The organism is Ichthyenterobacterium magnum, assembly GCF_003610635.1.
In the GTDB taxonomy this organism is placed as follows: Bacteria; Bacteroidota; Bacteroidia; order Flavobacteriales; family Flavobacteriaceae; genus Ichthyenterobacterium; species Ichthyenterobacterium magnum.
In genome coordinates this window covers 909,265-929,745 of the sequence record NZ_RAQJ01000001.1, presented here as the reverse complement: position 1 = coordinate 929,745, position 20,481 = coordinate 909,265, and the positions used below count along the sequence as shown (strand labels likewise).

Below are 20,481 nucleotides of genomic sequence, written 5' to 3'. Positions count from 1 at the left end.
ACCCATGAAAGATCTTAAATATTTAGCGGCATTTTCAATTCCAATTATTGCTTTTATTGGCTTATCAATTAAAGGTATCTATTTGTATTTAACACCTTTTTATGCCTTTATTATAATTCCTTTTATGGAACTTATTTTTCCTGTAAACACTAAAAACGTAGCGCCAGAAGACATAGAAAACAAACTAAATGCATCTCTTTTTGATTGGTTGTTGTACTTAAACCTACCTATTGTTTATGGTTTAACTTTTTTTGGATTATACACAATAACACATACTTCTCTTGAAACTTATGAGTTTGTTGGAATTGTTTTTTCGGTTGGTATAGTGCTAGGTGTTAATGGTATAAATGTAGCCCATGAACTTGGTCACAGGCAAGCCTCAAAAGAGCGCTTTATAGGTAAAGCTTTATTGTTACCCGCTTTATACATGCATTTTTATATTGAACATAATTTTGGTCACCATTTACATGCTGCCACCAAAGAAGATCCGGCAACAGCAAGATATAATCAAAGTGTCTATTCGTTTTGGATAACCTCAACCGTTAGACAATACTTTAGTGCATGGAGCATTCAAAGAAGACTTTTAAAAAATTATAAACTCAACTTTATATCGCTAAGAAACGATATGTTTTGGTTTACTGTTTTTCAACTAAATTATTTATTAGCTGTCTATTGGGTTTTTGGGTTATATGGTTTTGTATTTGCGCTGTCTTCTGGTATTGTTGGTTTTATTCTTTTAGAAACCGTGAACTATATTGAGCATTATGGTTTAATGCGATTAAAAACAACATCTGGTCGTTACGAGCGTGTTAAAGAAATACACTCATGGAACTCAAACCATGTTATTGGCCGAATTGTTTTATACGAACTCACTAGGCATAGTGATCATCATTATAATTCGTATAAAAAATATCAAATATTAGATTGTCATGATGAGAGTCCTCAAATGCCATATGGTTATCCAACCTCGATGGTTCTGGCAATGATTCCACCTTTATGGTTTAAGATAATGAATAAACGTGTTCCACGTGAAATGATTATAAGTTAGTTAACAGTCGTAGTAATATTTTTTAGTTGGTTTAAGAAGAAACTTTGAACTTTAAACTTTGAACTTTGGGCTTCAAAAATCTATCTTTGCAACTTCAAAAAGACACTTCGACTGCGCTCAGTGTGACAATCGATTACAATTAATAAAACTAAAATGACCAAAAATGTTCGTGTGCGTTTTGCACCAAGCCCAACAGGACCATTACATATTGGAGGCGTTAGAACTGCGCTTTTTAACTATTTATTCGCAAAAAAATATAACGGAACATTTGTTTTAAGAATTGAAGACACCGATCAAAATAGATATGTTGAAGGTGCCGAAGATTATATCGTTGAGTCTTTGAACTGGTGTCATATTCCTTTTGATGAAGGTCCAAATAAAAATGAAAAATTCGGTCCTTATAGGCAAAGTGAACGTAAGCATTTGTATAAGCAATATGCTGACAAATTAATTGCTTCAGGACATGCGTATTATGCTTTTGATACTGCTGAAACTTTAGATTTTCATAGAAAAGACCATGAAACAAATGGAAAAACCTTTATCTATAATTGGCACAATAGACTAAAGCTAGACAACTCGTTATCGCTTTCTGCAGAAGAGGTGAAAGCAAGATTAAATGCAGGAGATGATTATGTAATTAGGTTTAAATCACCTCAAGATGAAACACTTCATTTAAAAGATATAATTCGTGGCGATATTAAAATTGATACCAATATTTTAGATGATAAGGTTTTGTTTAAAAGCGATGGTATGCCAACTTATCATTTAGCAAATATAGTAGACGACCATTTAATGGAAATCTCTCATGTTATTCGTGGTGAAGAATGGTTACCATCATTAGCACTTCACCAACAACTATACGATGCATTTGGCTGGAAAGCTCCAGAATTTGCGCACTTACCGCTTATTTTAAAACCAACGGGAAAAGGAAAATTAAGTAAACGTGATGGTGACAAGTTAGGTTTTCCTGTGTTTCCTTTACAATATGTTTCTCCAAAAGGAGATAATCATTCAATTGGGTATAGGGAAGAAGGTTATTTTCCTGAAGCTGTGATTAACTTTCTAGCCTTTTTAGGCTGGAATCCAGGAACAGAACAAGAAATTTTTGATTTAGAAGCCCTGATTAATGCTTTCGATTTAGAACGCGTGAATAAATCTGGAGCGCGTTTTGATCCAGAAAAAATAAAATGGTTTAATCATCATTATATGCAAGAACAGCCTAATGCTGATTTGGCAAATGCTTTTAAAAACTCAAAACAAGAACTTGCAGATATAGACATTAATTATATAGAAATGGTTATAAGCCTCGTAAAAGAACGTGCAACGTTTGTTAGCGATTTCTGGGAACTTAGTCATTTCTTTTTTATAGCGCCAGAAACTTATGATGAAAAGGCTTCAAAAAAAGCTTTTAAAGAAGGAACAAAAGAATTAATGCAAGAGTTGATAACAATTATCAATACAGCAGACGACTCATCTAAAGACACAATGCAAGATGCTGTAAAAGGCTGGATTACATCTAATGACATTGGATTTGGAAAAGTTATGATGCCTTTGCGACTTGCACTAGTTGGAGCGCTTCAAGGTCCTGATGTATTTGATATTATTTATATGATTGGAAAAGCCGAAACTGTTAAGCGTATAGAAAATGTGATTTCTATTCTTTAATTAAAACGTAATCATTAAAGCGAAAGCTAACATGTTTTGGTTGCCTTTAAACTTTTTAGACGAAGGCGTAGTAGTTATATCTTGACTGTTAAGCTTGTTTAAAATGTTTGTAAACCCATAACTATACATTGCTCTTAACTTAAAGTTACCTATTCCGGCAGAAGCTCCAATTACGCCATTAGCATTAAATTGAGAGATTGTACTAATGTCTTCAGCTAATAAAGCATCGTATCCGTTTACAAAATACTCTTTTTGTTTATCGTCTTTTAATTCTAACTCTCCGTTGTATTGTAATTGAGGCCCAAAATCTATTGTTAAATTATCCTTCAAAATTTTAGCATGAAATAAAAACGCCACTTGTACAGTCATTAATTTGTATTCCAGCATTTCTTCTGTGGCAATTCCTGCGGTTTGCCGACCAGAAATTTCAATACTATTTTCAGAAAGTTGCATGCCATAACTTACTGTATACCATTTGTGTGGTATGTCTACAGTAGCCGTTAAACCTCCAATAAATCCGCTTCCGCTCTTGGTTACAAAATTATCGGTTGCAATATCAAACTGTGTTATCCCGCCAAGAATTCCTATGCCATTTTTTATAGCATATCGTTTGTGTTGTCCTAATGAAACTGTAACAAAACCTATACAAATTGCTACTAATACTATAAACTGCTTTTTTTGCATACTGCTTTTCGTGTAATTACAGCAAATATAACTTAAATTAGTAACCAATATTTTTCTAACCATTTAAAAAACTTGTTATGGGTCAATTTATTTTTATTCCAATAATCTTCTTTAGTTTAATAATCTTAATCTCTGCTTTTTTTATTGTAAAGCAACAAACCGCTGTTATCATTGAGCGATTTGGTAAGTTTCAAAGCATTCGTCACTCTGGTTTACAAATGAAAATACCGCTGGTAGATCGTGTTGCTGGTCGTTTAAGTTTAAAAATTCAACAACTAGATGTTATCATAGAAACCAAAACTTTAGATGATGTATTTGTGCGTTTAAAAGTGTCTGTGCAATACAAAGTAATACGCGACAAGGTTTATGATGCGTTTTATAAGTTAGATTATCCGCACGATCAAATTACATCTTATGTATTTGATGTGGTACGTGCCGAAGTTCCAAAAATGAAACTTGATGATGTATTTGTACGTAAAGATGACATTGCAATTGCTGTAAAATCTGAATTAAATGACGCAATGATAACTTATGGTTACGATATTATTAAAACTTTAGTTACAGATATTGATCCTGATGGACAAGTAAAAGAAGCAATGAATAGAATTAATGCGTCTGAACGTGAAAAAATTGCTGCGCAGTTTGAAGGTGATGCGCAACGTATTTTAATTGTAGAGCGCGCAAAAGCAGAAGCAGAAAGCAAGCGTTTACAGGGTCAAGGTATTGCAGATCAACGTCGTGAAATTGCTCGTGGTTTAGAGGAGTCTGTAGAGGTTTTAAACAAAGTTGGTATCAACTCTCAAGAAGCTTCGGCTTTAATTGTTGTAACACAACACTATGATACTTTACAATCTATAGGGCAAGAAACTAATAGTAATTTAATACTGTTACCTAATTCGCCTCAAGCAGGAAGCCAAATGTTAAACGATATGGTTGCTAGCTTTACGGCAAGTAATCAAATTGGTGAGGCGATGAAAAATTCAAGCAAGAAAAAAGAAAACTAAATATTAGTTTTTATACTAAAAAAAGCCTTGTGAAATTCATGAGGCTTTTTTATTTAAAAGGGTGTCTTTCTTCCCATTGTCTAATAGGATTCATGTATTTTACTATAAGCTTTAAAAGTGTATTGGCTATGAAATGATTGGTGTGTTTTAAATAGATATGCATTGTATTTGGCTTTGCTCCTATTGAGCTTTTTATTTCCATTGCTGTTCTTGCATATACAATAGTTTTAAAACCGTTTTCAATGCCAAAACACGCCATGTTAAATAACATGTTAAGATACATTTGGTATTTATGTTGTAAGCTTTGGCTATAACCTAAAAAGTAAGTTTCTAACGCTTCATTGTTTAAAATTAAAGTATAAAAACCAACCAATTCATCATCTAAAAAATACCCAAAAACCTTAAAATCTTCTTTTAAATTACGTTTAAGGTTGAAAAAATGGTTTTTGTGAAGCTTAAACGAATTAACACGCGCATTATCTGATACGTTTTGATATAATTGAAAGAGCTTATCTTGGTTATCTTTAATATCATCTAATGTTAGTTCTTTACAGGCAATATCTAATCCTTTTTTTCGAGCCGCTTTATAGCGCCTTCTGTATTTTTTGTTAAATGCCGATATATAATCCTGAGGTGTTTTCCAATCTTCAGGAACAGAAAACATCATATTAGGTTGTACTTGAACCTTATAAAGCTTGTTTTTCTTAAAAAAATCTATGCTTTTATGGATTGTATCATTTTCAAAATAATCTTTAAAAGCTATGATGCGTATCTTCTTATTAAATTTTTGTTTTATAGTTTCTGACAATTCTTTAATGCCTTCAAAAATTTTATCTAAAAACTCGTCTTGGTTTATCAATTTGTAATCATAAAACAAACCATGTTGCCCTGTGTGCATTAAATTACCAACAACCAAAGCGTTGCCCCTAACTATTCTTGATATTATTTGTTTTGCAATTTGCTTTAGCTTATTGTTTGAAGTTCTTCGAAACATATCATCTAAATACATTTCTACACGCTGAATTATTGCAATTCCAGCAAGTTTTTCGTTTTTAAATACAGCTAAGTAATATGACGATATATTACTAGGGCAAGACGCTTCTAATGCTTTTAAAAAAGGGGTTTTTAAGAACACATCTAAAATAGGTAATGCATCCCAAGAATCAGGAAGCTCATTAACAGTGTTATATATTTTAAATTGTATTAATTCCATAAAAAAAGACTAATAGTCAAGCTACTAGTCTTTATGTGTTTTAATTATTACAAAATTATTTCCAACCACAAACTATCGCGCCCATTATTCCAAGAGTAACAATCCAATAACCGCTATTTATAAAAATATATTTGGCACTTTTTCTTTCAAATAAAGCATTGGTTCCTAAAATAGGTAAAGCGATAAAAATACCAGAAATAACACCATGCAAAGCACCATGTTTAAAAGTCCTAAAATCATTCCCGTAATCATCCATAAACGCTTGATAAGATGGCAATGCTTGACTTGGGTCGCCTCCAATAAGACTTATAACACCAGTTTGATGAATAGCCAGAGCTTGCAATGCTAATGCGAGTAAAATGGCAAAAATAAATGCCAAAATAAAAATTTTGGCCATGTTTGCACCTTGCATTTTTTCTTGAGTCATTTCTGCGGCTTGCATCCAAGAGTTTCCAAAAACTTTAGGGTTATACCAAACAGCACCAACAACTAAAGCGGATACAGCAGCAACTAAAATTGCTAAAAAATTGATTTCCATAATTTAAAATGATTTAGTTAGTGTGTTAAATGTACTTAAATTGTTAATGAAATTTTAATTTTTAACGTTTTGTAAACACAAATAACATGGTGAAATTAATGTGTAGGTGTTTCTTTTGCATTAAAAATACTTTCATTTTTATCATATTCTATTTTATTAACATCAATTAAATCTAATAGACTATGGTAGATTATATCTGTGGTAAAAGAATTATTTTTATTGAGATGTAAAGCTTCTGCTTTATCGGTAAAGTTTTCTTTAAATTTATCTGAATACCACACTAACATCGCTGGGTTTTTAGCTGCTTCAGATTTTTGAGAATGCAGCCATTTGCCATCTTCTCCCAAAATTTCACCATGATCAGAAATATAGATTAATAAAGTCGTCTCATCTGACTCTTCTAATACTGAAATGGTTTTGTTTAAAAAGTTGTCTAAATACAATATTGTGTTATCGTATGAATTAATCATTTGTTCTGATGACAATGAAGGAATGTGTTTTGAGTCGATAACAGGTTTAAACTTTCTAAAGGCATCGCTATAGCGGTTTTCGTACCACCAATGACTACCCATCATATGTAATGTAATTAAGCTGTTTTTGTCTTTAAAAAAAGCTTTTTTAAATGGTTGTAAAAGCTCTTCATCTAGGGCTTTATTAAAGCTTAAAACCGATCTGAGACTATCAACCAAAACAACTTTTTTGTTGGACTTTGCTAAAAAACCATAACTGTTTTCTAATTCCTGATTTCCAATCCAAAATGTATCATAATCACATTGCTTAAAAACATCAAAAACCGAAATAACTTTATTGGTTTTGTCACTACTATTAATTCCTAAGTTAGTTATTATTCTTGGTAAGCTCGTAGCTGTATTGGTGTATTGTGTTGTAATATTATTAAAGCTTAAAACATTCTTTTTAGCGCTTAATAATGGCGTGGTCTCTCTGTTATATCCATTTAATTGCAAGTGATCAGCCCTAACGGTTTCTCCTAAAACTAATACAATTTTTAAATCATTATTACCACTAAATACGCTTTTTGAAATAGTATCTAACACATATGTATCTTGTTTATAATAATCTTTAATTCCGAAATAAATATTATATGGTAATCTGGATCTTAAGGTGTTGTATCGCTTACTTTCTACAATTTTGAATGTATAAATACAAACCAATGCAATAACAACAAAAGGTATATTTATTGAAACCGGTTTTACTTTATTGTAAATTATATTAAGAGCTATTAATACTGCAATAATCAGCAACATAAACAAAATATACTGAAACGAAAGTAGGTCTGATACAATTGAAGCCTTAGTTTCAAAAACAGACTGAATTAAAGTATTAGTAATAGAAATATCCTGTGTATATACCCAGAATGAAAACAATGATAATAAGAAAAAAATCGGACAGAACACTACCCTAAAAAGCCATTTATTTAGTGTTAAAAAATAAATGAATCCAGCAACAGTAAACTGTAATAAAAGAATATGTACAAAATACATCAAGCGGTCTTTAAAACCAGAAAGCGGTATATGAATATAAGATGCTAATGTGATACATAATAGAAAGCAACTATTTAAAAACAGGTGAAAAAGTATTTGCTTTTTGTGTTTTTTAAAAAAAGTGAAAATGCTATTTTTTAACTCTGCCATTTAATATTGGAGCATATCTGTTTACTAGTATAAGTATTGGTAATATAAGTAAAATTTGAACAAAAGTAAGTGCAAATTTAGTCGGTTCGTTAAAATTAAAAACCGTAACTCCAAACGCTAATAAAACAAATTTAATAATGGTCATTGCTCGTCCTTGAAGCGCTAATAAAGGAATAGTGTTTTTGCCTAAATATGATAAAAACTTAGGTACTTTAATTATTTTAAACAATAATAATAGTGCTAATGTTCCAGACAAACCATTAATAATAAACAATAATTCATTACCATAAATAGACCTATACATATCTACTTTAGAGTTTAAAAAAGCTAAAGAAAAATGTATTACTAACATTAATATTAAAAACCTCAATACAAGTTTAGAATTTAACTCAATAAGCTTTGTTTTAAGTAAATTACCAATGCTATAAAACACTAATGAAACACAGGCAACGTCAACACTCCAAGGCAAATTAAACTTTGAAAATTTTGGATAGATAAAACCGAATAATACTAAAATTAATACACCAAAATAAAATATCCATTTATTACTAATCTTTTGCAAAAACGAATAAAAAAGAAAGGTTAGAAAAATACACGGTAAAAACCACATTGGTATTCCCCAATTCATAAAATCGCTTCCGCCTTGAGCATAAAAAATACCAATAAAATTATTTAATGGATCTGGATTGAGCGCAATGCTATTTCCATAATGTCTTCCTATAAAAAACCAAAACAGAAACAATAAAAAGCTCCATACAAAATATGGAATTAAAATACTTTTTGCTCTATAAATGATTGATTGTAATGATGTTGTTTTGGGATGAAACATGCCAGCTATAAAAAAAAACAAAGGCATATGAAATGTGTAAATATACGTTTCTATAATTGGAAAGTTATGAGCATAAATCATTAAAAAGATACCAATACCTTTTGTTTGATCTACCCAATCTAACCTTTTACTCATTAAAACTATTTTTTAATTTGTTTTGCTTCAGCTACCAGTAAATCATTTTTATCTTCTAAAGCTTTAGCTACAAAATCATTAATAGTGTCATTATACTCTAGTCCGTTTTGAAGCATTACGTTTAACGAAATCATAGTCGCTATGCGTGTGCCTGCTTTTTTTACAGCTGTTCCAAATAAAGGCTCTAAATCTTCATATGAGACACTTTTGGCTAACTCTTGAATCTCTGCTTTTGCTTTTTGCTGCTTCTCTTCTGGTAAATTAGTGTACTTTTTACCTAATTGCTGAATAACACTTATCGGTTTACGTCCAGATTGTTGTTGTGGTTTTTCTGATTTTTGATTATTGTTTTGCTTAGGGTTACTTCGACCTTGCTCAGCATGAGTTTGTTTTGCCCAAGTATCACGTAAACCAACCGTTTTATTAAAAACCGGTTTGTTAGAACTAGAATCATTGTCAACATTAAAATAACCTAAACGTTGAAACTGAAACTGCTCTCCTACTTTCGCATCTGCTAAACTTGGTTCTAAAAAGGCTTGTTTTATATTAAGAGAATTTGGGTTAATAAACTCCATAAAGTCTTTATCGCCATGACTATCTGGCGCTTCATCAACAAATAAACGATCGTACTCTCGTACTTCTGCTTTTATTGCGTGCTTTATTGAAACCCAATGTAATGTCCCTTTTACTCTTTTAGAAGTATCTGTATCATAAGTACAATGAATCTCTGTTATGTTACCGTTAGCACCTTTAACTACGTTTTCAGCTTTAATGATATACGCGTTTTTAAGACGCACTTCTCCACCTAGTTTTAATCTAAAAAATTTGTTTCCAGCTTCTTCTTTAAAGTCTTCATTTTCAATATAAATTTCTCTTGAAAAAGGTACTTTTCTAAAGCCTGCAGAATCATTTTCTGGGTTATTTTCTGCTTCTAACCATTCTTCTTTTCCTTCTGGGTAATTTGTAATAACAACTTTTACCGGATTTAATACAGCCATGACACGATTTGCTGCTTTGTTTAAATCTTCACGAATACAAAATTCTAAAAGCGACACATCTATTACGTTTTCACGTTTAGCAACTCCAACTCTTTCAATAAAATGACGTATAGAGTTTGGCGTATAGCCACGACGACGTAACCCAGAAATGGTTGGCATTCGTGGATCATCCCAACCTGTTACTATGCCATCATTTACTAAACGTAATAATTTACGTTTACTCATAATGGTATAACTCAAGTTTAAACGCGCAAATTCTCTCTGTTTTGGTGGTAATGGAAGAGATTCTTTAGCATATTGATACACATTGTCACGAAACCAGTTATATAGTTTTCTGTGTGGTTTAAACTCTAACGAGCATAGCGAATGTGAAACCTGCTCTATGTAATCGCTTTCTCCATGTGTCCAATCGTACATTGGGTAAATACACCAATCGTCTCCTGTTCTATGATGTTGTGCATACATAATACGATACATGATAGGATCTCGCATAAGCATATTTGGATCTTCCATATCTATTTTAGCACGCAATATATGAGCACCTGCTTCAAACTCTCCAGCTTTCATGCGTTGGAATAAATCTAGGTTTTCTTCAACACTTCTATCGCGATAAGGACTATTTGTACCAACTTGGGTTGGTGTTCCTTTTTGTTCTGCCATAGCTTCAGAAGATTGCGAATCTACATACGCTTTACCTTCTTTTATTAATTGAATTGCCCAATCATAAAGCTTTTGAAAATAATCTGAAGAATATAATTCGTTTTCCCACTTATAGCCCAACCATTCAATATCTCGTTTTATAGCATCAACATACTCTTGTTCTTCTTTTGCTGGATTGGTATCATCGAAACGTAAATTAACCGGAGCATTGTACTTCTCTCCTAGCCCAAAACTAATTCCAATAGCTTTTGTGTGGCCAATATGTAAGTATCCATTTGGTTCTGGTGGAAAACGAAAACGTAAGTCGTTTTTTGACATTCCGTTTGCAAGATCTTCTTCTATAATATGCTCAATAAAATTGAGTGATTTTGTTTCTTCAGACATAAATATTCTTCATTGAAAATGAGATGCACAAAATTAGTTAATTTTAAACTAACTTTTTTGCCGTCTTGTATTATAAAATGTAACATCCATACTCATTATCAGACTTATTATTTAAACCTTAAACCATGCAACACAGAAACTACAAATGCCCTAAATGTTCAAACACCACTTATAACACAGATCAAATGCAAGCAACTGGCGGAACATTTTCTAAGCTCTTTAATATTCAAAACAAAAAATTTACATCTGTAACTTGTGAAAGATGCACGTATACTGAGTTTTATAAAACAGAAACCAGCAGACTAACTAATATTTTTGACTTTTTTACTAATTAATTCGTGTGTAATATTCTTTCAACAATTATTTTCTTAGTTACAAAACACCTATTGCATCAATGTTTCATGTAACTTTGTAATATGGGACAAATTAAAGTAGAAAATATACGTGTATTTGCGTATCATGGTTGTTTAAAAGAAGAAACAAAAATTGGTAGTGATTACCGTGTAGATTTAGAGGTTGTAGCTAATTTAAAAACTTCTGCTAAAAGTGATAAACTTAGTGATACTGTAGATTATGTCTTTTTAAATAAGGTAATAAGAGAAGAAATGAGTGTTGCTTCTCACCTACTAGAAACAGTCGCTAAACGTATTTTAAATAGAATATTTACTGAAGATAAATTAGTAAAAAAAGCTACTGTTTGGGTAAGTAAACTAAACCCTCCAATTGGTGGTGATGTAGAAATGGTAACTATTAAAATGGTAGAAAAACGAAAAAAGCGTAAGTAAATGGTGTAAACTGTATATTTTTTTTACTTTTGCTTTCTTTATAAGGCGTCTTGGCCGAGTGGCTAGGCAGTGGTCTGCAAAACCATCTACAGCGGTTCGAATCCGCTAGACGCCTCAACAAACCTTCAAGAAAACTTGAAGGTTTTTTTGTTTAGAAAATGTTCTATTTAATGTGCTTCTGGAAGTTTATCCTTTATTGGATTGATTTTTTCTATGCGTTCCTTATTCTTCTCATACATTTCTGGAAACAAACCTTGTACCAATAATAATACTCCAAAACCTAGAATAACTAGTGCTACAATTTTTTTAGTTTTAAAAATAAGTCGAGGTGTTAATCTGCTTCTTAAGCGTTTTGCAATAACTATTTTAACTAAATCTGTTAAGAAATAAACCGTGAGCATTGTGGTTATAAAAACGATTACACCGTTTTTAGATGTTGTTATTGAACTACCAATAACTATAAAACCTAACCAGCCTATAAGTACGCCAATATTTATAAAATTAAGCAGAAAGCCCTTAATAAAAAGCTTTCCGTAATCTTTTTGAATTTCTACTTTATGGTATTCTTTAACAATTGAACGGAATGATTTTGATGTTTTTATAAATGAAATAAAGCCGTAAACAACTAATAAAGCACCACCAAAAACTAAAAAATTTGGATCATCTTTTATTTTTTCAACAAGGTTGCTTGTACTATAAAAAGCTACAACTATAAAGAGAATATCTGCTAGTATAACGCCAAGGTCGAAAATAAGGGCACTTTTAAAGCCTTTTGTTGCGCTAGTTTCTAAAAGCACAAAAAAAACTGGCCCGATAGTAAAGGCTAATATAATACCAAATGGAATTGCTGCTAGAGCATCATCAAACATAGAAAACAGTTTCCTACAAAGCTACTAAAAAGATGTGATTAGTTAACGCGTTTAATTCGGCCACCAAACACTCTACTTTCATCAACACGTTTAGGATTTCCGTAAATATACACATCGCCTCCTGCTCTAATTTTAGCCTCAACGCCTTCTGTTGCATGTACGTGAGCTTCTCCGGCAACTTTAATTGCTACTTGTGTGTTTTCACTAATGCAATTTTCTCCTTTAAAAACACCTCCTGTATATAAAGAAATATCTTGGTTTTTTGATGTTCCTGCAGTCTCAATAACGCCACCTGTAACTGCTCTTATATTTGCATAAGTTACATTAAGGTTGGCTTTTATTGTTGCGCCTTCTTGAGTTTTAAGATCTATTTCGAACTGTTCAATAATACTTTCAACAGTAATAGAGGTGCCTTCGTTAGCATCAATAGTTTCAATATCTGTGTAGTGTAATACTACTGAAGTGCTATTACCATCAAAAACTTCTTGTAGCTTCATTTTAATTTTAAGTGTTCCGTTTTTATTTACAACGTTTACTTCTTCGGCATTTTTACCAGATATAATTACTTTATCTATATCTGATTTAATCATTTTCACTTCTATTAAATCATAAACTTTAAGTGTAGAAAACTCTCCTACTGTTTTTTCTATTGCATCTTGACCAACCATGATTGTTGATACAAAAAGCGCTAATAATACTATTAAGTTTTTCATTTTTTGGATAAATTAATTTTTCTATACGTATCAAATAGTGTTCCTGTTTTGCAAAATTAAGAAACTTTTACAGCAGTTCCTGTTATAGAAACCATAATTAGACCTGTATTTGGATAAGTTTCTACATCAACACCAATACCAACTATTGCATTTGCTTTTAAAACTATTGCGTTTTGTTTTAAATTCTGAAATGCTTCTTCTTTTATTTCATTTATACTAGTTTCTAATGAACTGTAATATTTTTCCATGTTAAATGATAAAGAGGTCTTTTTACTATTGACACTTACTCCAGTAACAATACCTAAATAATCTTTTATTGTAAATCCTTCTATTGAATCTGTTGTTGTTAAAATCATACTCTATATTTTTAAAACTATAAGTATTATAAATTTAGTATTTGTTACGCTTCGTTTTTCTCTATTAATGAAAAATCAAGATGTTTTTTTACTAAATCTGTATTCTTAACCTTTACAATAACTTCATCACCAAGCTGATACATGGTTTTTGAGTTTTTTCCAATTAAAGCATAATGATCTTCATCAAATTGATAGTGATCATCTGTCATATCTCTAACGCTTACCATACCTTCGCACTTGTTTTCAATGATTTCGATATAAATTCCCCAATCTGTAACACCAGAAATTACACCAACAAAATTTTCGTTTTTATGATCTTCCATAAAACGAATTTGCATGTATTTTATAGAATCACGTTCAGCTTTTGTCGCTAGGTTTTCCATATTACTTGAATGGTTACATTTATCTTCATAAACGTCTTCATTTACCGATTTTCCGCCATCTAAATAGTGTTGTAATAACCGATGTGCCATGACATCTGGATAACGACGTATTGGTGATGTAAAGTGACTATAATAATCGAAAGACAATCCATAATGACCAATATTATGAGTAGAATATTCTGCTTTACTCATGGTTCTAATTGTTAATGTATCAACTAGGTTTTGTTCTTTTTTACCATTAACATCTTTTAGTAAATTATTTAAAGATGTCGATACGCTTTTTCGGTCTTTAAAATTAAGTTTATACCCAAAACGACTAACAACATTTTGTAAAGCAGCAAGTTTACTTTCATCTGGTTCGTCATGCACACGATAGATAAATGTTTTCTTTTGTTTACCTATAAATTCTCCTACTTTTCTGTTTGCTAATAACATAAATTCTTCAATTAATTTATTAGCATCTTTACTTGTTTTAAAAAACACACCTATAGGATTTGCCTCTTCATCTAAATTAAATTTTACTTCTACTTTATCAAAAGAAATTGCGCCTTCTTTCATGCGTTGGCGACGCATAATTTTTGCTAATTCATCAAGTTTTAAAACTGCGTCTGCAATTGCTTGATCTGTATTATATGTTTTTCCTGTTAAAGAGACTTCTTTAGGAATTGTATTTGATTTTGTTTCAATGATTGACTGTGCTTCTTCATAAGCAAAACGCGCATCACTATAGGTTACAGTACGTCCAAACCATTGATCTTTTATTTCGGCTTTATCATTAATTTTAAAGACTGCAGAAAAGGTATATTTTTCTTCATGTGGACGTAGAGAACATGCACCATTAGATAAAATTTCTGGTAGCATTGGTACAACACGATCTACTAAATAAACAGATGTAGCACGTTCATAAGCTTGATCATCTAAAACAGTATCTTCTTTAAGATAGTGTGATACATCTGCAATGTGAATTCCTATTTCATATAAGCCATTTTCTAATACTTTATAAGATAAGGCATCATCAAAATCTTTGGCGTCTTTAGGATCAATTGTAAAGGTTAAATCTTGTCGCATATCACGACGTTTAGCAATTTCTTCTTTTGTTATAGAGGTATCTAATTGATTGGCATAAGCTTCAACTTCGTGAGGAAACTCATATGGTAAACCATATTCTGCAAGTATAGAATGTATTTCTGTATTGTGTTCTCCTGGTTTACCTAAAACTTTTAAAACTCTTCCGTTTGGAGAATCTGCTTTTTCTGGCCAATCTTCTAGTGAGACTAAAACTTTATCACCATCTTCAGCTTTATTAATTTTATTAATGGGTACAAAGATGTCTTTATACATTTTATTACCATCAGGAACTACAAAAGCAAAGTTCTTTTTATCATGAATTTGAATCACGCCAACATATTCGCTTTTTGCACGCTTTATTATATTGGTTATTTCACCTTCTAATTTTCCTCTTTTACGTCTTTTATAAGCATAAAATTCTACCTCATCACCATCTAATGCTTTATTGATGTTGTTAGAAGATATAAAAACATCTTCATCAAAATCGTTACTTATAACATAGCCATTTCCTTTAGAAGCAAGATCTAAAATTCCTGTGTGATATTCTGTATTTACAATAGCTTTAAACTTACCGCGATCTATTTCTTCTATCTCTTGTTTAGCTTTTAGCTGTTGTAATTTTTTTATAATTTGATTTCTGCTACTTGCATCGTTAACACCAAGTATAGCAGCTATTTGTTTATAATTAAAAGTTTTGTTTCTGTCTTTTTTTAAAATACTCAGAATCGTATTTGTAAGATTAGAAATCCCTTTTTTAGATTTCTTTTTTTTTCGTTTTGTCATTATTATTTGTAATCATATTCTATCCCTAAAAGTTTAGGAATTTATTAGTTTTCAACTTAATATAGGTGGAAGTGAAGATATTAAGTTTAGCACAAAGTTACATTATAAATATTTAATAGTGTTTTATTAGTGTTAAATAATTAAAAAGTCCTTGTAAACTACAAAGACTTCTAATTATTTTTATGTTATATAATTTACTCAATAATTAGTTTTTTAGTGGTTTTTCCTTTACTAGTTGAAACCTTAACAAAGTATGAACCTGATACTAAGTTTGACGTATTAACAACAATATTTTTAGAAGTTAAAACTTCTTGACCTAAAATATTGTAAACAATTACTTGTTCTAATTGAACTGAAGCATCTAACTGAATAGTAAACTGGTTTTTTGCTGGGTTTGGGTATAAGCTAAACTGTAGTGTATCAAACTCATCAATTGATAATGTAATATCTATTGCACTTACAATCATACCTTGGTTTTGTAAGGGCATATACATTCTGTTACCAATTAATGCTATATCTCTAAAGTTTGCATAAAAAGGCATTCCATTATTCATGTCTTCATAAGTAGTATTATATGCAACATCAATTAAACTTGCAGAGGGATTATCTAATTCTATTTTTCGCATTCGAGAACCATCTGCTATATATAATTCGTTTCCATTTTCAAAGATTCCTCGGTTAAAGCTTAATCCATCAACAACAGTATTTATACTTGGATTATTAATTGTAGTATCTACGCCATATACTTTTTGATCATCTCTAACAGATATTAAAAGATTGTTGTTATGAAGTATCATATCTCCAACAACACCATTATTACTAATATTAGGAACGATATTAACAGGAACTGGATTTACTTGAGTAATATCTAATTTATCTATATGCGTAAAAAAAGGTTCAAAATTTGGAGGATTAATTAAAGTTTCTGCTGAAAAATAAAGTGTATTTCCATCTGTAGTTAATCCACTAATATACTCCATAGGATTACTAAAAATAACTTCAACTGGAGCTGCTATATTATTTAAATCTAATGATACTATTCGGCTACCTAACCATGTATCTGTAGGTATTATATAATTTTCTTGTGCCATATATAGCGTAGTTCCGTTAATTACAATATCGGTAATAAAAAAATTAGTTTCTGATGTGTGAATAGAATTTGCTACAGGAGTAGGATTTGTAGTATCAATTATATATATATCTTCAAATCCATGAACATATAAATCTGTACCAATTGCAATAATTCCATTAGGTTCTACTAAACCAGAAACATAGTCTGAAGTATTAGGTTGAGAATATATGTTTAAAACAGTTAAAATAATTGTAAATACTGTGAGTAGTTTTGTTTTCATAATCCCTTGAATTTAAAATGAATTATAAAACTAAAGCAATGCAATATTACAATCAATACCTATTATTGGGGATATTTTAGAATTTTAAATGTTATCAACATATATATACATATCATCTTTTTTATTTTAAAATTTAAAAAATAAAATGATGGTTATGATAGCTTGTGAATAGCGGTATAACTTTTATAACAATCTATTTGATATATCACTTATAGTATTCTATTAACAACTTATAAAGGCTTTAAATACTTAATTTTTAAGTACTTTAAATTTACTATTAACAACTGTTTATAACCTCTGTTCACAACAAATTTTTAATAAGTATTATAAAAATCTATGTTAGTATATCTAGATATTAACACTTATAAGTTAGCTAAAAATAACTACTAACTTTTTTGGTAGTTTCATTTGTATTTTGGTTTGAAAAAATTATTAGAAAAACCTAATTAAAGTTTTAAAATATTACTAATAGATATTAACAAGTAATCAATAATTAAAACTATACTTATTAACGTTACATTTATTTACATGCATTTAGTAACTTTATACACTAAAAATACTATAACAATATTATGAAAATTTCTATAGGAAACGATCACGCTGGCACCGAATATAAATTTGCTATTATAGAACATTTAAAAGCTAAAGGAATAGAGATAAATAACTATGGAACAGATACTTTAGATAGTGTTGATTTCCCTGATTTTGTGCATCCTGTTGCAAAAGATGTAGAAAATAAAACTGTAGATTTTGGTATTTTAATTTGTGGTAGTGCAAATGGTGTAGCGATGACAGCAAATAAACACCAAAAAGTAAGAGCTGGTATTTGTTGGACAAATGAAATAACAGAACTTACCAGACAACATAATAATGCAAATATTTGCTGCATTCCAGCGCGTTTTACTGCATTACCTCAAGCAATTAAAATTGTAGATACGTTTTTAAACACTGCATTTGAAGGTGGAAGACACGAACGTCGTGTAGATAAAATTGCGATATCCTGTTAATACCAATTTAAAATTGGCATAAAATGGGTCATTCTCACAATCATAATCATTCTCATAAAGAGATAAAAGGAAAAAATCTTTTAATATCTATTGTATTAAATACAGCTATTACTGTTGCTCAAGTAATAGGTGGAATTATTTCTGGAAGTTTATCTTTAATAAGTGATGCGCTTCATAATTTTAGTGATGTAGTTTCTTTAATTATAAGTTATATAGCAAATCTTCTTGCTAAAAAAGAAGCTTCAATTAAAAAAACATTTGGTTATAAACGCGCAGAAATTTTAGCAGCTTTTATTAATGCTGCAACCTTAATTGTTGTAGCAATTATTTTAATAATTGAAGCTATAAAACGTTTTAAAACCCCAGAAATAATAGAGTCTAATATTGTTATTTGGTTATCACTTTTAGGAATAGTAGCTAATGGTTTTAGTGTATTGTTATTAAAAAAAGATTCTGAAGCCAACATGAATATGAAAAGCGCTTATCTGCATTTACTCACAGATATGATGGCTAGTCTTGCTGTTTTAATTGGTGGTTTATTAATGAAATATTACCAATTATTTTGGATAGATAGTGTATTAACATTAGCAATTGCTTTATATTTAATTTGGGTTGGTTATGATTTATTAAAAGATTCGTTTAAAGTACTTATGTTATTTACACCAGACTCTATAAAAATAAAAGATATTGTTTTAGAAATTCAGAAAATAGATACCGTAAAAAATGTACACCATATTCACTTATGGCAGCTTAACGAACAAGAAACTCATTTCGAAGCTCATATAGATTTTGATAGCGATATTAAACTTTCAGAATTTGATGTAATTTTAAATGCTATTCAAGATATATTATTTCATAAATTTGAAATTAATCATGTTAACATTCAACCAGAATTTGGAAAATGTGATGACAAAGAAGTAATTGTTCAAGATTAAGTTATGATACATATTACAACCAAATATTTTAGTGAGTTAACAACCCAAGAATTGTATGATTTATTACAATTACGTAGTGAAGTTTTTGTTGTAGAACAAGATTGTGTATATCAAGATATAGATGGAAAAGACCATAAAGCACTTCATATTTTAGGATATAAAAACAATAATTTAGTTGCTTATACACGTGTGTTTAAACCTGGCGATTATTTTAAAAAATCTAGCATTGGTAGAGTAGTGGTAGCAGAAAGTGAACGTAAGTATAAATATGGTTATGATATTATGAAAGCTTCTGTTAAAGCCATTAAAGACTATTATAATGAAACAGATATAAAAATATCTGCACAAACATATTTAAAACGTTTTTATAATAATTTAGATTTTTTTGAAACAGGCGAGGAGTATCTAGAAGATGGAATACCTCATGTGGCTATGATTAAAAACTAATTATATTTTGAAGCGTCATTCCGAATTTATTTCGAAATCTCATCATTTAAAAGTTTAAGTATCTATAATGAGAACCTGAAACAAGTTCAGGTTGACGAACATCATTTATCTGATAATTAATAATAAACTAATTATTTTTACCTATATAAGTTATTAAAATCTCTACACGACGATCGTATTTAGGTTCGCCACCAAGTGGAAATTTACGTCGCATGCCCACATATTTCATTCGCCTTTTATTAATCCCTTTTTTTGCTAAGTAATCATAAATATATTTAGCTCTTGCTACAGATAAATTACGCTTTTTTGTTTTTCTATCTATGGCATCTCTACTATGTTTTGTACAACACACATGACCCTGTATTGTAAAGTAAATGTCTTCACGCTCTAGTAACGCTTTTGCAACATCTTCTAAAGTTTTTTTAGATTCTGGTAATAAATAACTATAACCTGTTTTAAATAATATATTATCTAGTGTAAACTTATCACCAGCTTTAACTTCGCCTTTTAAAACCTCTTTTATATCTGGTTTTTTAGTTACTACTTTTTTTACTCTTGGAGGTGAATAAGGTTTTACAATGATTTCAACTTTACGATTTAAACCTCGTATTCTATGAAGATCTTCTTCTTTTACCAATTTTAATAAAATCTCACCTTTACCATCAACGTTTGTGATGATATCTTCATCAAATTCATTATTAGAGAATATTGTTTTTATTGAATTAGCCCTATTTTGAGATAACACCATATTATAAGAATCACTACCTCTATCGTCTGTAAACCCATAAATTGAAATTTTTTGAATATCTAGTGTTTCTATTTCTGAAAGAAATAGTAATAACCTATAATGTTCTGTAGATGGAACATCAAACTCATCTGTTTCAAAATATACCACATGTGTAACTTCTTTTTGAGCTACAATAATCTGTGATATTAAAACAAAAAAGATGATTAACTTTTTCATAAGTGATTA

General features: G+C 30.2%; 20 protein-coding genes and 1 tRNA gene. 9 read left to right on the top strand and 12 right to left on the bottom strand.

The window, feature by feature from the left end; all coding sequences use genetic code 11:
• Nucleotides 1-4 precede the first annotated feature (4 nt).
• Nucleotides 5-1,048 carry an alkane 1-monooxygenase gene (locus BXY80_RS04430; RefSeq protein ID WP_120199990.1) on the top strand — a complete coding sequence of 348 codons (1,044 nt, stop codon included), beginning with the start codon at nucleotides 5-7 and terminating at the stop codon, nucleotides 1,046-1,048.
• 153 nt (nucleotides 1,049-1,201) lie between these two features.
• Nucleotides 1,202-2,713 carry a glutamate--tRNA ligase gene (gene gltX, locus BXY80_RS04425; RefSeq protein ID WP_120199989.1) on the top strand — a complete coding sequence of 504 codons (1,512 nt, stop codon included), beginning with the start codon at nucleotides 1,202-1,204 and terminating at the stop codon, nucleotides 2,711-2,713.
• On the opposite strand, the gene BXY80_RS04420 is transcribed toward gltX, so the two are convergent.
• Nucleotides 2,714-3,397: an outer membrane beta-barrel protein gene (locus BXY80_RS04420; RefSeq protein WP_120199988.1), complete on the bottom strand. Its 684-nt coding sequence runs from the start codon at nucleotides 3,395-3,397 to the stop codon at nucleotides 2,714-2,716.
• Nucleotides 3,398-3,474: 77 nt separating this feature from the next.
• On the opposite strand from BXY80_RS04420, the gene BXY80_RS04415 reads away from it, so the two are divergent.
• Nucleotides 3,475-4,401: an SPFH domain-containing protein gene (locus BXY80_RS04415; RefSeq protein WP_120199987.1), complete on the top strand. Its 927-nt coding sequence runs from the start codon at nucleotides 3,475-3,477 to the stop codon at nucleotides 4,399-4,401.
• Between the two features lie 49 nt (nucleotides 4,402-4,450).
• Here BXY80_RS04415 and BXY80_RS04410 read toward each other — a convergent pair whose 3' ends face one another.
• The 5 genes from BXY80_RS04410 to BXY80_RS04390 form a co-directional block, all read right to left on the bottom strand.
• Entirely contained in the window at nucleotides 4,451-5,614 is a 1,164-nt protein-coding gene (locus tag BXY80_RS04410) for a GNAT family N-acetyltransferase (RefSeq protein WP_120199986.1), read from the bottom strand.
• A 55-nt stretch (nucleotides 5,615-5,669) separates the two neighbouring features.
• Entirely contained in the window at nucleotides 5,670-6,152 is a 483-nt protein-coding gene (locus BXY80_RS04405) for a DUF1761 domain-containing protein (protein ID WP_120199985.1), read from the bottom strand.
• Between the two features lie 95 nt (nucleotides 6,153-6,247).
• Nucleotides 6,248-7,804: a phosphoethanolamine transferase gene (locus BXY80_RS04400; RefSeq protein ID WP_120199984.1), complete on the bottom strand. Its 1,557-nt coding sequence runs from the start codon at nucleotides 7,802-7,804 to the stop codon at nucleotides 6,248-6,250.
• Nucleotides 7,785-8,768 (bottom strand): acyltransferase family protein, encoded by a 984-nt coding sequence (locus BXY80_RS04395; RefSeq protein ID WP_120199983.1) that lies wholly within the window; start codon nucleotides 8,766-8,768, stop codon nucleotides 7,785-7,787. Before BXY80_RS04395 ends, BXY80_RS04400 begins: the two co-directional genes overlap by 20 nt.
• Nucleotides 8,769-8,773: 5 nt before the next feature.
• Nucleotides 8,774-10,810, bottom strand: coding sequence for a glutamine--tRNA ligase/YqeY domain fusion protein (locus BXY80_RS04390; RefSeq protein WP_120199982.1), 2,037 nt, complete (start codon nucleotides 10,808-10,810; stop codon nucleotides 8,774-8,776).
• Between the two features lie 125 nt (nucleotides 10,811-10,935).
• Here BXY80_RS04390 and BXY80_RS04385 point away from each other — a divergent pair, with 125 nt between their 5' ends.
• The 3 genes from BXY80_RS04385 to BXY80_RS04375 all read left to right on the top strand — a co-directional run bounded on the left by BXY80_RS04385 (nucleotide 10,936) and on the right by BXY80_RS04375 (nucleotide 11,710).
• Nucleotides 10,936-11,145, top strand: a complete 210-nt coding sequence (locus BXY80_RS04385; protein WP_120199981.1) for a zinc ribbon domain-containing protein — start codon at nucleotides 10,936-10,938, stop codon at nucleotides 11,143-11,145.
• A gap of 81 nt (nucleotides 11,146-11,226) precedes the next feature.
• Nucleotides 11,227-11,595, top strand: coding sequence for a dihydroneopterin aldolase (folB, locus tag BXY80_RS04380; protein WP_120199980.1), 369 nt, complete (start codon nucleotides 11,227-11,229; stop codon nucleotides 11,593-11,595).
• A 44-nt stretch (nucleotides 11,596-11,639) separates the two neighbouring features.
• Nucleotides 11,640-11,710, top strand: a tRNA-Cys gene (locus tag BXY80_RS04375).
• Between the two features lie 52 nt (nucleotides 11,711-11,762).
• On the opposite strand, the gene BXY80_RS04370 is transcribed toward BXY80_RS04375, so the two are convergent.
• From BXY80_RS04370 to BXY80_RS04350, 5 genes are all read right to left on the bottom strand, one after another.
• Entirely contained in the window at nucleotides 11,763-12,464 is a 702-nt protein-coding gene (locus BXY80_RS04370; RefSeq protein WP_120199979.1) for a LysE family translocator, read from the bottom strand.
• Nucleotides 12,465-12,502: 38 nt separating this feature from the next.
• Nucleotides 12,503-13,177 (bottom strand): head GIN domain-containing protein, encoded by a 675-nt coding sequence (locus BXY80_RS04365; protein WP_120199978.1) that lies wholly within the window; start codon nucleotides 13,175-13,177, stop codon nucleotides 12,503-12,505.
• A gap of 56 nt (nucleotides 13,178-13,233) precedes the next feature.
• On the bottom strand, nucleotides 13,234-13,533 hold the full coding sequence (locus BXY80_RS04360) for a YbjQ family protein (RefSeq protein ID WP_120199977.1): 300 nt from the start codon (nucleotides 13,531-13,533) through the stop codon (nucleotides 13,234-13,236).
• A gap of 44 nt (nucleotides 13,534-13,577) precedes the next feature.
• A complete protein-coding gene (rnr, locus tag BXY80_RS04355) occupies nucleotides 13,578-15,767 on the bottom strand; it encodes a ribonuclease R (RefSeq protein ID WP_120199976.1) in 2,190 nt (729 codons plus the stop codon).
• 194 nt (nucleotides 15,768-15,961) lie between these two features.
• A complete protein-coding gene (locus tag BXY80_RS04350) occupies nucleotides 15,962-17,119 on the bottom strand; it encodes a T9SS type A sorting domain-containing protein (protein ID WP_120199975.1) in 1,158 nt (385 codons plus the stop codon).
• A gap of 572 nt (nucleotides 17,120-17,691) precedes the next feature.
• Between BXY80_RS04350 and BXY80_RS04345 the strand changes: the two genes are divergently transcribed.
• Genes BXY80_RS04345 through BXY80_RS04335 form a run of 3 tightly spaced genes read left to right on the top strand, consistent with a single transcriptional unit; the run spans nucleotide 17,692 to nucleotide 19,508 of the window.
• Nucleotides 17,692-18,126 (top strand): RpiB/LacA/LacB family sugar-phosphate isomerase, encoded by a 435-nt coding sequence (locus BXY80_RS04345; protein ID WP_120199974.1) that lies wholly within the window; start codon nucleotides 17,692-17,694, stop codon nucleotides 18,124-18,126.
• A 23-nt stretch (nucleotides 18,127-18,149) separates the two neighbouring features.
• Nucleotides 18,150-19,061, top strand: coding sequence for a cation diffusion facilitator family transporter (locus tag BXY80_RS04340; RefSeq protein ID WP_120199973.1), 912 nt, complete (start codon nucleotides 18,150-18,152; stop codon nucleotides 19,059-19,061).
• 3 nt (nucleotides 19,062-19,064) lie between these two features.
• Complete coding sequence (locus BXY80_RS04335; RefSeq protein WP_120199972.1) at nucleotides 19,065-19,508, top strand: GNAT family N-acetyltransferase; 444 nt, start codon at nucleotides 19,065-19,067, stop codon at nucleotides 19,506-19,508.
• Nucleotides 19,509-19,635: 127 nt separating this feature from the next.
• Here BXY80_RS04335 and BXY80_RS04330 read toward each other — a convergent pair whose 3' ends face one another.
• Nucleotides 19,636-20,472, bottom strand: a complete 837-nt coding sequence (locus BXY80_RS04330) for an OmpA family protein (RefSeq protein WP_120199971.1) — start codon at nucleotides 20,470-20,472, stop codon at nucleotides 19,636-19,638.
• Nucleotides 20,473-20,481 lie beyond the last annotated feature (9 nt).

Coding starts and splice junctions, on each gene's coding strand:
- BXY80_RS04430 (WP_120199990.1), top strand. CDS start 5: ATGAAAGATCTTAAATATTTAGCGGCATTTTCAATTCCAATTATTGCT.
- gltX (WP_120199989.1), top strand. CDS start 1,202: ATGACCAAAAATGTTCGTGTGCGTTTTGCACCAAGCCCAACAGGACCA.
- BXY80_RS04420 (WP_120199988.1), bottom strand. CDS start 3,397: ATGCAAAAAAAGCAGTTTATAGTATTAGTAGCAATTTGTATAGGTTTT.
- BXY80_RS04415 (WP_120199987.1), top strand. CDS start 3,475: ATGGGTCAATTTATTTTTATTCCAATAATCTTCTTTAGTTTAATAATC.
- BXY80_RS04410 (WP_120199986.1), bottom strand. CDS start 5,614: ATGGAATTAATACAATTTAAAATATATAACACTGTTAATGAGCTTCCT.
- BXY80_RS04405 (WP_120199985.1), bottom strand. CDS start 6,152: ATGGAAATCAATTTTTTAGCAATTTTAGTTGCTGCTGTATCCGCTTTA.
- BXY80_RS04400 (WP_120199984.1), bottom strand. CDS start 7,804: ATGGCAGAGTTAAAAAATAGCATTTTCACTTTTTTTAAAAAACACAAA.
- BXY80_RS04395 (WP_120199983.1), bottom strand. CDS start 8,768: ATGAGTAAAAGGTTAGATTGGGTAGATCAAACAAAAGGTATTGGTATC.
- BXY80_RS04390 (WP_120199982.1), bottom strand. CDS start 10,810: ATGTCTGAAGAAACAAAATCACTCAATTTTATTGAGCATATTATAGAA.
- BXY80_RS04385 (WP_120199981.1), top strand. CDS start 10,936: ATGCAACACAGAAACTACAAATGCCCTAAATGTTCAAACACCACTTAT.
- folB (WP_120199980.1), top strand. CDS start 11,227: ATGGGACAAATTAAAGTAGAAAATATACGTGTATTTGCGTATCATGGT.
- BXY80_RS04370 (WP_120199979.1), bottom strand. CDS start 12,464: ATGTTTGATGATGCTCTAGCAGCAATTCCATTTGGTATTATATTAGCC.
- BXY80_RS04365 (WP_120199978.1), bottom strand. CDS start 13,177: ATGAAAAACTTAATAGTATTATTAGCGCTTTTTGTATCAACAATCATG.
- BXY80_RS04360 (WP_120199977.1), bottom strand. CDS start 13,533: ATGATTTTAACAACAACAGATTCAATAGAAGGATTTACAATAAAAGAT.
- rnr (WP_120199976.1), bottom strand. CDS start 15,767: ATGACAAAACGAAAAAAAAAGAAATCTAAAAAAGGGATTTCTAATCTT.
- BXY80_RS04350 (WP_120199975.1), bottom strand. CDS start 17,119: ATGAAAACAAAACTACTCACAGTATTTACAATTATTTTAACTGTTTTA.
- BXY80_RS04345 (WP_120199974.1), top strand. CDS start 17,692: ATGAAAATTTCTATAGGAAACGATCACGCTGGCACCGAATATAAATTT.
- BXY80_RS04340 (WP_120199973.1), top strand. CDS start 18,150: ATGGGTCATTCTCACAATCATAATCATTCTCATAAAGAGATAAAAGGA.
- BXY80_RS04335 (WP_120199972.1), top strand. CDS start 19,065: ATGATACATATTACAACCAAATATTTTAGTGAGTTAACAACCCAAGAA.
- BXY80_RS04330 (WP_120199971.1), bottom strand. CDS start 20,472: ATGAAAAAGTTAATCATCTTTTTTGTTTTAATATCACAGATTATTGTA.